Origin of the sequence: Aquitalea pelogenes, assembly GCF_001515305.1 — a bacterium.
Taxonomy (GTDB): domain Bacteria; phylum Pseudomonadota; class Gammaproteobacteria; order Burkholderiales; family Chromobacteriaceae; genus Aquitalea; species Aquitalea pelogenes.
The window spans coordinates 1-11,268 of record NZ_LNQV01000076.1 but is presented as its reverse complement, the minus strand read 5'-3'; the positions used below and the strand labels follow the sequence as shown (position 1 = coordinate 11,268).

12 protein-coding genes are annotated in these 11,268 nt (G+C 62.7%); 10 read left to right on the top strand and 2 right to left on the bottom strand.

The annotated features are described in order from the left end of the window. The first annotated feature begins 187 nt into the window (after positions 1-187). The 6 genes from AWT75_RS19515 (at position 188) to AWT75_RS19495 (ending at position 5,788) form a co-directional block, all read left to right on the top strand. A complete protein-coding gene (locus AWT75_RS19515; protein WP_062791330.1) occupies positions 188-1,393 on the top strand; it encodes an SfnB family sulfur acquisition oxidoreductase in 1,206 nt (401 codons plus the stop codon). A 12-nt stretch (positions 1,394-1,405) separates the two neighbouring features. Next, complete coding sequence (locus AWT75_RS19510) at positions 1,406-2,641, top strand: SfnB family sulfur acquisition oxidoreductase (protein WP_062791328.1); 1,236 nt, start codon at positions 1,406-1,408, stop codon at positions 2,639-2,641. A 1-nt stretch (position 2,642) separates the two neighbouring features. After that, positions 2,643-3,470 (top strand): NtaA/DmoA family FMN-dependent monooxygenase, encoded by an 828-nt coding sequence (locus tag AWT75_RS23635; RefSeq protein ID WP_204377123.1) that lies wholly within the window; start codon positions 2,643-2,645, stop codon positions 3,468-3,470. Continuing rightward, positions 3,467-3,997, top strand: a complete 531-nt coding sequence (locus tag AWT75_RS23630; protein ID WP_204377122.1) for an LLM class oxidoreductase — start codon at positions 3,467-3,469, stop codon at positions 3,995-3,997. The genes AWT75_RS23635 and AWT75_RS23630 overlap by 4 nt, the downstream gene beginning before the upstream one ends. A gap of 44 nt (positions 3,998-4,041) precedes the next feature. Continuing rightward, entirely contained in the window at positions 4,042-4,851 is an 810-nt protein-coding gene (locus AWT75_RS19500) for a MetQ/NlpA family ABC transporter substrate-binding protein (protein WP_062791326.1), read from the top strand. Between the two features lie 214 nt (positions 4,852-5,065). Next, positions 5,066-5,788, top strand: a complete 723-nt coding sequence (locus AWT75_RS19495; protein ID WP_062791324.1) for an SDR family oxidoreductase — start codon at positions 5,066-5,068, stop codon at positions 5,786-5,788. Between the two features lie 22 nt (positions 5,789-5,810). Here AWT75_RS19495 and AWT75_RS19490 read toward each other — a convergent pair whose 3' ends face one another. Further along, positions 5,811-6,980: a sigma-54 interaction domain-containing protein gene (locus tag AWT75_RS19490; protein ID WP_275575773.1), complete on the bottom strand. Its 1,170-nt coding sequence runs from the start codon at positions 6,978-6,980 to the stop codon at positions 5,811-5,813. After that, on the bottom strand, positions 6,935-8,077 hold the full coding sequence (locus AWT75_RS19485; protein ID WP_239689672.1) for an acyl-CoA dehydrogenase family protein: 1,143 nt from the start codon (positions 8,075-8,077) through the stop codon (positions 6,935-6,937). Before AWT75_RS19485 ends, AWT75_RS19490 begins: the two co-directional genes overlap by 46 nt. A 473-nt stretch (positions 8,078-8,550) precedes the next feature. Between AWT75_RS19485 and AWT75_RS19480 the strand changes: the two genes are divergently transcribed. The 4 genes from AWT75_RS19480 to AWT75_RS19470 all read left to right on the top strand — a co-directional run. Further along, a complete protein-coding gene (locus AWT75_RS19480; protein ID WP_062791332.1) occupies positions 8,551-9,732 on the top strand; it encodes an acyl-CoA dehydrogenase family protein in 1,182 nt (393 codons plus the stop codon). Positions 9,733-9,740: 8 nt separating this feature from the next. Continuing rightward, complete coding sequence (gene ribB / locus AWT75_RS19475) at positions 9,741-10,421, top strand: 3,4-dihydroxy-2-butanone-4-phosphate synthase (protein ID WP_082086535.1); 681 nt, start codon at positions 9,741-9,743, stop codon at positions 10,419-10,421. Positions 10,422-10,454: 33 nt separating this feature from the next. Further along, positions 10,455-10,679, top strand: a complete 225-nt coding sequence (locus AWT75_RS21455) for a hypothetical protein (protein ID WP_153013398.1) — start codon at positions 10,455-10,457, stop codon at positions 10,677-10,679. After that, a partial coding sequence (locus tag AWT75_RS19470; RefSeq protein WP_193394109.1) for an acyl-CoA dehydrogenase family protein occupies positions 10,676-11,268 on the top strand: 593 nt, incomplete at its 3' end. The genes AWT75_RS21455 and AWT75_RS19470, both read left to right, overlap by 4 nt.

The following is an 11,268-nucleotide window of genomic DNA, read 5'->3' as shown; positions in this document are numbered from 1 at the left end:
CCGCCGGTGACGTGCTGGCGCGTCGTCTCAATCATCGTCAATAAGCCGGAAACCATTCATGACTCAACAAGCAATCCTGCAGGAAGCTGCGTTGATCCGGCCTGGTGGTACTGGTCAGCGTGGTGCAGACCGCCGGTGACGTGCTGGCGCGTCGTCTCAATCATCGTCAATAAGCCGGAAACCATTCATGACTCAACAAGCAATCCTGCAGGAAGCTGCGTTGATCCGCAGCGATGCCGAAGCCCTGGAAGTGGCACGCCAGCTGGCGGCCGAGTTTGCCGTGGAAGCCGGTGTGCGTGACCGTGAGCGCCGCCTGCCCTGGGCCGAGCTGGCGCGTTATTCCGCCAGTGGCCTGGGCGGCATTACCGTACCGCGCGCATTTGGCGGTGCCGGCGTCAGCCTGCTGACGCTGTCGCGCGTGTTCCGCATCCTGTGCGCGGCCGACCCCTCGCTGGGGCAGATTCCGCAAAACCACTTTGCCGTGCTGGAGCTGTTCCCCCTGCTGGCCACGCCGGCCCAGCTGCGCTTCATCTACAGCGAAGTGCTGTCCGGGCGTCGCCTCGGCAATGCCGGGCCGGAAAAGGGCAAACAGCCCATGCAGCAGCTCACTACCCGTTTGAGCCGCGAGGCGGACGGGCTTTACCTGAGCGGCCAGCGCTTTTATTCCACCGGGGCCTTGTTTGCCGACTGGATTCCCACCCGCGCGCGCGATGAATCCGGCCTGACCGTACAGGTGCTGGTGCCACGGCATGCGCCGGGCGTGGAAGTGGTGGATGACTGGTCCTCGTTCGGCCAACGCACCACGGCCAGCGGCACCGTACGTTTTGAGCGAGTGCGGGTGGAGGAGGCGCAGCTGCTGCCGGTATGGCAGCTGGCGGACCGTCCCAATCTCACCGGGCCCATTTCGCAACTGATCCAGGCCAGTATTGACGCCGGTATTGCCGAAGCGGCACTGCGCGACGCCATTCTGTTTGTGCGCGAGCATGCCCGGCCCTGGACGGATTCCGGCGTCAGCCGTGCCAGCGACGACCCGTATGTGATTCAGGCGGTGGCGCGCTTGCAGATCGACCTGCATGCCGCACAGGAAGTACTGGACGATGCCGCACGCACACTGGACCGCCTGCGCACGGGCGAGGTGACGGATGCCATCAGCGCCGAGGCGTCCATTGCCGTGGCGGAAGCCAAGGTGCTGACCACCGAAATTGCCCTGCAAGCCAGTGAAAAGCTGTTCGAGCTGGCCGGTTCGGCCGCCACCCGTGCGCGCCACCAACTGGACCGTCACTGGCGCAATGCCCGCGTGCACACCCTGCACGACCCGGTGCGCTGGAAGTACCACGCCATTGGCAATTACAGCCTGAACGGCGTGTTTCCGGCACGTCATCAATGGAATTGAAAGGAGAGCAGCATGAGTGAACTGGCTGCAGTGCGCCCGGTGCAGGCCCAGCAGGCCAAGCCGCAGGCGGCCCACCGTATCGACAGCGATGAAGAAGCCTTGCAAGTGGCCCGCCACTGGGCTGGCGAATTTGCCCGCGACGCCGCCCGGCGCGACAGTGAGCGCATCCTGCCCTGGGCCGAGCTGGAAGGCTATAGCCAGAGCGGGCTGTGGGGCATTACCGTGCCGCGCAAATATGGTGGTGCCGGCGTGTCCGCCGTCACGCTGGCCGAGGTGATTGCCACCATCAGCGCGGCGGACGGCTCGCTGGCGCAGATTCCGCAAAACCATTTCTACGCGCTGGAAGTGCTGCGCGTGGGTGGCAGCGCAGAACAAAAGCGCTTTTTCTACGGCCTGGCGCTCGCAGGCGTGCGTTTTGGCAATGCGCTGGCCGAAATCGGCCACAAGGACTACCAGCGCCGCACCCGGCTGACGCCGGAGGGCAAGGGCTATCGCGTCAGTGGTCAGAAATTTTATTGCACCGGCGCGCTGTATGCGCAGTGGATTCCCACGCTGGTGGTGGATGACAACCAGGACAGCTATCTGGCTTTCATCCCGCGTGACAGTGCCGGGGTGGAGATTACCGACGACTGGGACGGCTTTGGCCAGCGCGTCACCGGCAGTGGCTCGGTCAGCTTCAGCCAGGTATGGGTGGAGCCGGAGTGGATTGTCCCGTTCAAGGCCTCGTTTGACCGGCCCACTCCCATCGGCCCGTTTGCCCAGATCCTGCACTGCGCCATCGACCTGGGCCAAGCGCGTGGTGCCTACCAGGAAGCCCTGCACTATGTGCGCGAGCATGCCCGTCCCTGGATAGATTCCGGCGTGGACAAGGCCAGCCGCGACCCGCTCTTGCTGGAGCGGGTGGGCAATCTGCGGGTGCGCTTGCGGGCCGCCGATGCCTTGCTTCGCCGCGCCGGACGGGTGCTGGACGCGCTGCAGGCACAGGCCTTCCCCGATGCCCGTAGTGTGGCCGAAGCCTCGGTGGCGGTGGCGGAAGCCAAGGTGCTGACCACCGAAGTGTCCTTGCAGGCCGGCAGCCAGCTGTTCGAACTGGCCGGCACCAGCGCCACGCTGGAAGCGCGCAATCTGGACCGCTACTGGCGCAATGCCCGGGTACATACGCTGCACGACCCGCTGCGCTGGAAATTCCACGCCATCGGCAATTACGTGCTGAACGATGTGCTGCCGCCGCGGCACGGAGCACTGTGACATGGCGAAAAAACAGATTCTGCTCAACGCCTTCAACATGAACTGCGTCGGCCACATCAACCACGGCCTGTGGACCCACCCGCGTGACAACTCGGTGGACTACAACACGCTGTCTTACTGGACCGAACTGGCCAAGACACTGGAGCGCGGCCTGTTCGACGGCCTGTTCATCGCCGACATCATCGGTGTTTACGATGTGTACCAGCAGTCGATAGACCTGACCGCGCGCGAAGCCATCCAGCTGCCGGTCAACGACCCGCTATTGCTGGTGCCTGCCATGGCGGCGGTGACCCAGCATCTGGGTTTTGGCGTCACCTCCAATCTCAGTTACGAACCGCCGTATCTGTTTGCCCGGCGCATGTCCACGCTGGACCACCTCACCGGTGGCCGCGCGGGCTGGAATATCGTCACCGGCTATCTGGACAGCGGTGCGCGCGCCATGGGCCTGCTCACCCAGGACGAACACGACCAGCGTTATGACCGTGCCGATGATTATCTGGAACTGCTGTACAAGCTGTGGGAAGGCAGCTGGGAAGACGAGGCTGTGCGGCGCGACAAGGCGGCGCGGGTGTTTGCCGATGCCAGCCGCATTCACCGCATCAGCCATCAGGGGCCGTTCTACCAGCTGGATGGCTATCACCTGTGCGAGCCTTCACGCCAGCGCACGCCGGTGCTGTTTCAGGCCGGCAGCTCGGATCGTGGCCAGCTGTTTGCCGCCCGTCACGCTGAGGGCATCTTCATTGCCGCGCAGGACAAGGACAAGACCCGCCAGCTGGTGCAGGACATCCGCCGTCAGGCGTGGCCGCCGGCCGCCGTAGCGATGACGTGAAAATCTTTATCGGCATCGCTGCCGTGGTGGGACAAACCCAGGCCGAGGCACAGGAAAAGTTTGACGACTACTGGCAGTACGCCAGCCCGGAAGCAGGCCTTGCCCATTTCGCCAGCAGCATCGGGGTGGACTTCAGCCGTTATGGCCTGGACGACCCGATTGAATACGGTGGCAGCAATGCCATCCAGTCCGCGGCCAAAACCGCCGCTGCCAACCAGCTGACCCGGCGCAAGCTGCTGGAGCGCTTCCGACTGGGCAGTCGTTACCCGACGCTGGTGGGCGATGCCGCCAGCGTGGCCGACGAGCTGGAAAGCTGGGTCAACGAGGTGGGGGTGGACGGTTTCAACCTTTCCCGCACCGTGACGCCGGAAAGCTACGAAGACTTTATCGACCTGGTGATTCCGGAGCTGCAAAACCGCGGCAGTTACAAGACGGCCTATGCCGAAGGCAGCCTGCGCCACAAGCTGTTTGCCGAGGGTGACCGCTTGCCCGAACGCCATGTGGCGGCAGGCTACCGGCCACGCTAGCACGACAAGAAATCAAAGCAACATCACACACTCAAGGGAAAATCATGAAGTATTACCAGAAAAAACTGGGCGCACTGGCGCTGATCGGCCTGCTGCTGTCACAAGGCGCACTGGCGGCGGCATTGAAGATAGGTGTTACGCCGGGTGCCTATGCCGACTCGGTACAGGTGGCGGCGCAGGAGGCAAAAAAGCAGGGGCTGGATGTGGACGTGGTGGAGTTTTCCGACTGGACCACGCCCAATGTGGCCTTGGCCAGCAAGGATCTGGACGCCAATTACTTCCAGCATCAGGCCTTTCTCGACAATGTCATCAAGACTCAGGGCTTTCACTTTCGTCCGGTAGGGGTGGGTATCCTGGCCAATATCGGCCTGTACTCCAGCCGCATCAAACAGTTTGGCGAGTTGAAAACCGGTGCCAAGGTGGCCATTGCCAGCGACCCCATCAATCAGGGCCGTGGCCTGCTGTTGCTGCAAAAAGCCGGCCTGATCAAGCTGCGTGACGGCGTGGGTGCACGCGGCAAGCTGAGTGATATTGTCAGCAATCCGCGCAAGCTGGAGTTTGTGGAAGTGGAAGGCCCGCAGCTGGTGCGGGTGGTGAATGATGTGGATCTGGCACAGGGCTATCCGCATTTCATCGTGGCGGCCCATGCGTTTGACCCCGGCAGCGCGCTGATCTTCTCTGGCAAGGATGACGAGCAATACGCGCTGCGCTTTGTCGCCCGCGAAGACAATGCTCGTGACCCGCGGCTGTTGAAGTTTGTGCAGATCTACCAGAACTCCCCGGCGGTGAAGGCGCAGATTCGCAAGTCCTATGCCAATAACGACAAGCTCTACAGCCTGGCCTGGCAAAAATAGGTGCTTATCCAGACCAAAGCAAAAAAGGCATTGCTGCGGCAATGCCTTTTTTACGTTGCTAACCCTGGCTTGGCCGGGATGTGTCTGACGCCATGTCTGCCATTTGCCGGGGATATTTACAGACATAGTCAATTTGCAGACAGGAAAAGGCCGGGATAAACCCTGCTCCTCCGGCTTTAGCATCAGTTTTTTCACTGAAAGCAGGAGCAGGGTGATGCAGGACAAATCATTGCTGGGACAAACCGTGGTGGTGGTGGGCGGCAGTTCCGGGCTGGGGCTGGCTGCCGCACAGGCTGCCGTGCAAGCCGGGGCACAGGTGGTGATAGGCGGGCGTCAGCCCGAGCGCTTGCGACAGGCGCTGGCACAGCTGGGAAAGTCTGCCACCGGTTGGCCGGTGGATGTGCTGGATGCGGCGTCGATTGAACAGTTCTTTGCCCGCCTGCCGCAACTGGACCACCTGTTGGTGACTGCAGCCGTGCTGAGCCCGGGACGGCTGGCGGAGTCGGCTATGGCCGATTTGCAGCGTAATCTGGACAGCCGCTTCTGGGGCAGTGTGCATTGCTTGCGTGCAGCCTTGCCGCGCATGGCAGAGCTGGGGTCCATCACCCTGACTTCCGGCATGGTGGTGCAGCGTCCGCAGCCGGGCAAGGCGATGGCGGCGGTGGCTGCCGCCGCGGTGGAAACCCTGGCGCACAGTCTGGTGCGCGAACTGGCCCCGCGCCGCATCAATGTCATCAGCCCGGGCCCCATGGAAACCCCCTTGCTTGCAGCCGCGCTGGGAGATGATGCAGCACGGCTGCAGGCACTGGCGGCCGGCTTGCCGCTGGGGCGGCTGGGGCAGGCAGCCGAATTTGCCGAAGCAGCACTGTTCCTGATGCACAACCGCAGCATGAACGGTGAAGTGCTGCACCTGCATGGCGGTGCGGCCTGGGCCTGAGTGTTGCCCGCACCGATTGTTTCTAGCGCAGCGCGCTGATTTCCCCCAGGCGGATCAGCCGCGCGCGGATGATGTTGCGGCTGATGCCCAGCAAGCGGGCGGCCTGCACCTGGTTGCGATGGCAATAGTTATAGGCGGCGCGGATGATGGTGCTTTCGATGTCTTCGTACAGATTGCTGCCATTGGTTTCAAACAGGGCCTGCAAGGCCTGCTGCAATTGCTGGTGTCCTTCGTCCGCGTCCTGGCTGTTGTGGGCCGGGTTTGACGGTGTGCTGTGGCGTTCGTTGCGGCGGTTGAGCTGGAGCGAGGACAGCTGCAAGTCTTCGCCGCGCACCACATTCTGTTTGCAGATCAGCAAGGCATGGTGGATGACGTTTTCCAGTTCGCGGATATTGCCCGGCCACGGGTGTTGCAGCAGCTTGCGCTCGGCATCGGCATGCAGGGCGACATCGCCATAGCCCAGGCGCTGGCGGTATTCGTCCACAAAATGCCGGGCCAGCGGCAGGATGTCGCCGGGGCGGTCGCGCAGGGCAGGCAGGGCCAGGTGAGCCACCCGCAGGCGATAGAACAGGTCCTCGCGGAAATGGCCGGCAGCCACGGCTTCTTCCAGCCGCACATTGGTGGCGGCAATCACCCGGACATTGATGGGAATGGGCTTGCGCGAACCCAGCCGCACCACCTCGCGTTCCTGCAGGATGCGCAGCAGCTTCACCTGTATGTTCAGCGGCAAGTCACCGATTTCATCCAGAAACACCGTGCCGCCATTGGCCGCTTCGAACCAGCCGGGCTTGGCGGCAAACGCGCCGGTGAATGCGCCTTTTTCATGGCCGAACAGTTCGCTTTCCACCAGTGATTCGGAAAACGCGCCGCAATTGACGGCCACGAAGGGCTGGTCGGCCCGCTGGCTCAGCGCGTGCACATGACGGGCAATCAGCTCCTTGCCGGTGCCGGTTTCGCCGATGATCAGCACATTGGCGTCGCTGGGGGCAATCAGCTGTATCCGGGAAAGCAGGGCAGTGGACAGCGGGTCCTCGAACACTTGTGCCGTGGCGCGGATGGAGGTGGTAAGGCTTTGCCGGTTAGGCAGGGTGATCAGGGGCATGGCCGGGCCTTGTGCTGGCTCGGCCCTGCGGGCCGATGCGGGTTTCAGGAATAAAACGTCGGTGTCGGATAGTTGCGAATCAAAGCCCATTCCCCTAACTCCTTTAATTTGTAATCAACCGGATCGTGCAAGGTGTGGGTGCGCAAGTTACGCCAGTGCCGGTCCAGACGCAGTCCGGCATGGGTGGCGCGCGCGCCGGTGACCTCGAACATTTGACAGGCCAGGTTCAGGCCCATCCGGGTGGCGGCCACCTTGGCCGCGGCAATGTGCATGGCCACTTCGCCACGCTCGTCCTGTGTCAGTGCCTCGCCGCGTGCCAGCGCGGCCACCATGCTGTTGCCGGCACGGTCGGTAAGGGCGCGCACGCTCTCCAGCCCCACCCAGAACTCGCCGTAATGACCAAGGATGTATGGGTCTTCGTGGGTGTGGTCCACCTGTGCCGCCCGCCAGGGGCGTGCCTCGTGCAAGGTGTAGTGCCGGGCTTCCTCGAATGCGCCTTCGGCAATCCCCAGGTAGATATTGGTGAGGATCAGCTGCGCCAGCAGTGGCCGCAAGCAGGAGCGTGGCGTGGTGAGCGGGCCTGGATTGTCCAGCACTTCATTGTTTTCAATGCGTACTTTCTCGAAATTCACGCTGCCGCTGTCGGTCTGGCGCTGGCCGATATTGTTCCAGTCCTGCTGCACGCTGATGCCACTGCGGCCGGTGGGAATGGCGGCCACCACCAATTGCCCGCTGTGCTGCTGACGGGCGGAAACCACCAGCATTTGCGAATCCAGCGCGCCGGAGCAAAAGCTTTTCTGCCCGGAAAACTCATGCCAGCCGTCAAAGCGGCGGCTGACCGTGCGCTCGTCCAGCGGGTTGAGGGCATTGCCCCAGAACCAGTTTTGCCGGGTGGTGATTTCATGCCAGGGTTGCCATTGTTCCGGCTGGCCGAACAGCTCCACCGTAGCCAGCATCAGGTGATGAAAGGCAAACACATGGGCCACCGAGCTGTCCGCCTTGGCAAATTCGCGCACCACCAGCAGGGTTTGCTGCCAGTTGGCACCCAGGCCACCCAGCTCGCTGGCAATGGAAAGGCCCAGCAGCCCGCTGGCGCGAATGGCGTCGCGTTCTGCCTTGGGCGTGCCGCCGGCGTGGTCGCGCTCTGCTGCGGTAGCCGCAAACTGGGCAGCCAGCTGCTGCGCCAGCAGCAGGCCGAGGCGGGAGTGCTGGCGGTGGGCGAGGGTGCCAGCAGGTGGTGGGGCAGGTTCAAGCGTTCATCCTTTTATACGGTGTGCTATCTGACACATTGGCAACAGTTTTAACCGTGCCAATCAGCTGCTGTAAACCAAGGATTTATCAGGAATATATGCAGAATTCGAATTAGCCGGGGATGGCAGCCAATATCCGTTTTTTGAATGCTGCTGCTGGTGCAGCACCGTGTTTATTGGCTGCTGTACACGCAGCAGTGCGGATGAATGAATTGCTGCTGCAGCAGCAATAACTGGCCGGATTCAGCATGAATGAGGCTGAATTACCTGGCATGCAATCTGCTAATGCCTATCTGGCAAAACCGCACCCGGTTTAATTTCAGCCGCAGGTAAATTCATGCTTATTCATTTATTCAGCAGCAAAAATGTTTCATCAGGCGGCCAGCCGTATCGCCAGAGCAGGAGGCAGCATGGCTGATTCATCCATTGCGCCCGACAGCCCGCTGGCCATTGCCCGCGAACTGGCCAGCCGTTTTGCCCGCACAGCCATTGCGCGTGACCAGCAAGGCGGCACCCCCAAGGCCGAACGCGATGCGCTGCGCGACAGCGGCCTGCTGGGCCTGATCATTCCGCGCGAATTTGGCGGCCTTGGCGAAAGCTGGGCATCTACCTTGCAGATTGTGCGTGAACTGGCACGGGTGGATAGCTCGGTGGCCCATGTGTTTGCCTTCCAGCACTTGCTGCTGGCCACCGCCCAGTTGTTCGGTCGGCCCGACCAATGGCAGCCCTGGTTCGAGCAGACCGTGCGCGAGCGCTGGTTCTGGGGCAATGCGCTCAATCCGCTGGATACCCGCACGCTGGCCACGCCGGATGGCGACGGTTACCGCTTTCATGGTGACAAGAGCTTCTGCTCCGGCGCCACCGATTCGGACATGCTGCTGGCCTCGGCCCTGCGCGCCGGGCAGGGTGGTTTGCTGATTGCCGTCATCCCCACCGCTCGGGAAGGCGTGCACATTCATCAGGACTGGGACAATATCGGCCAGCGCCAGACCGATAGCGGCTCTGCCCGTTTCGAGCAGGTACGGGTAAGGGCGGATGAATTGCTGCTGCAACCCGGTCCGCTGTCCACGCCCCGCGCCTGCCTGCGTCCGCTGATTGCCCAGCTGATCCTGACCAATATCTATCTGGGCATTGCCGAAGGGGCGGTGGCCGAAGCCCGGCGCTACACGCTGGAGCAGCGCCGCCTGTGGCCCGCCTCGCTGGCGGAGTCGGCCAACAAGGACCCTTATACCCTGCTGCATTACGGTGAATTCCAGGCCGCACTGGAAGGTGCGCGTTTGCTGGCCGACCACGCAGCCCACCAGCTGGATGAGGCCTGGCAGCAGGGCGATGCGCTGGATGAGGCAGGCCGTGGTCAGCTGGCCTTGCAGATTGCCGCCGCCAAGGTGCATGCCAGCCGCAGCGGGCTGGACCTGACCAGCCGCATTTTCGACGTGACCGGCGCGCGCGCCACCAGCGCCGCCCTGCGGCTGGACCGCTTCTGGCGCAATTTGCGCGTGCACAGCCTGCACGACCCGCTGGACTACAAGCTGCAAGAGCTGGGTGACTGGGCACTGAATGGCCAGTACCCGACCCCCTCGTTTTATTCCTGAGACCCAAGATGACCCAGAACCTGCAAGCAGTTGAAGACGATTTTGACAGTGTGGAACAAGCCATTGCCGCCATTGCCGCCGGTGGCTTTGCCGTGGTGGTGGACGATACCGACCGTGAAAACGAAGGCGACCTGATCATCGCCGCCGAAAAAATCACCGCGCAGCAGATGGCCTTTCTGGTGCGTTACAGCAGTGGCGTGGTGTGTGTGGCACTGACCGGCGAGCGACTGGACCAGCTGCAACTGCCGCTGATGGTAAGCAGCAATAATGAATCGCAGCGCACCGCCTTCACCGTGACCGTGGACTACCTGCACGGCACCAGTACCGGCATCAGCGCCGCCGACCGCGCCGCCACGTTGCGGGCATTGGCGGACAGCCGCATTCCGGCCAGCGACTTTGCCCGGCCGGGGCATATCTTCCCCTTGCGCTACGCACCGGGCGGGGTGCTGGCGCGCCCCGGGCACACCGAGGCGGCGCTTGACCTGTCGCGGCTGGCCGGGCTGGCCCCGGCCGGCGTGCTGTGTGAAATCGTCAACGACGATGGCAGCATGGCACGCCGCCCCGAACTACTGAACTTTGCCCGCCAGCACGGCCTGCCCATCATCACCATTGCCGACCTGATTGCCTATCGCGAACGAACCGAAATGGCAGCGCTGACAAGCGCTGCACCAGTCGGAGAGCCGGCCTGATCCGGCCTTGCCGTTCTGCCTCCTGCACCCGCCATGGCGGGTGTTTTTGTTTGTGCTGAGGGTTTGTGCTTGCTGGGTTGGCAGCAGCCGTGCAGCAATGCTGCTGCTGGCGATTCAGCATTCTTGTGGGTGAGATATTTTCAAGCTGTTGAAATTAAACAGATAAATGGCTGGCATGCTGTTTGCAAAGAGATGGCAGAACATTTCGCCATCCCGCTGCCTGTTTCTGACTGGCGGCCGACAAGGAAAGCACCATGAGTAGCGCCGTACTGGAATCCTCTCCTCTTGTCAGCACGCCGGATAGCGTGCCGGTGATCCGTAATGATGCCGAAGCCCTGCAAGTGGCACGCGCACTGGCTCCGCAACTGGCCGAGCAGGCTGCGCTGCGCGACCAGCAACGCAAGCTGCCGTTTGACGAGGTGGAATTGTTCTCGCGCAGCGGCCTGTGGGGCATCACCGTGCCGCGTGCCTTTGGTGGTGCCGAGGTGTCCGCCGTCACGCTGGCCGAGGTGATTGCCATCATTTCGGCGGCAGACCCGTCGCTGGGACAGATTCCGCAAAATCACTATTGCCTGGTGGAAGACATCCGGCTGGAAGGCAGCCCGGAGCAGCAGCGTTACTTCTTTGACCTGGTGCTGCGCGGCCAGCGCTATGGCAATGCCTTTTCCGAAGCCGGTGGCAAGACGGTGCTGGACATCCAGACCACCATCCGCCGCGATGGCGACGAGTATGTGCTCAATGGCCGCAAGTTCTACGCCACCGGCGCACTATATGCGCACTGGGTGCCGGTGCTGGCGGTGGATGAAGAAGGCAAGGCCTTGCTGGCCTTTGTCGAGCAAGGCACGCC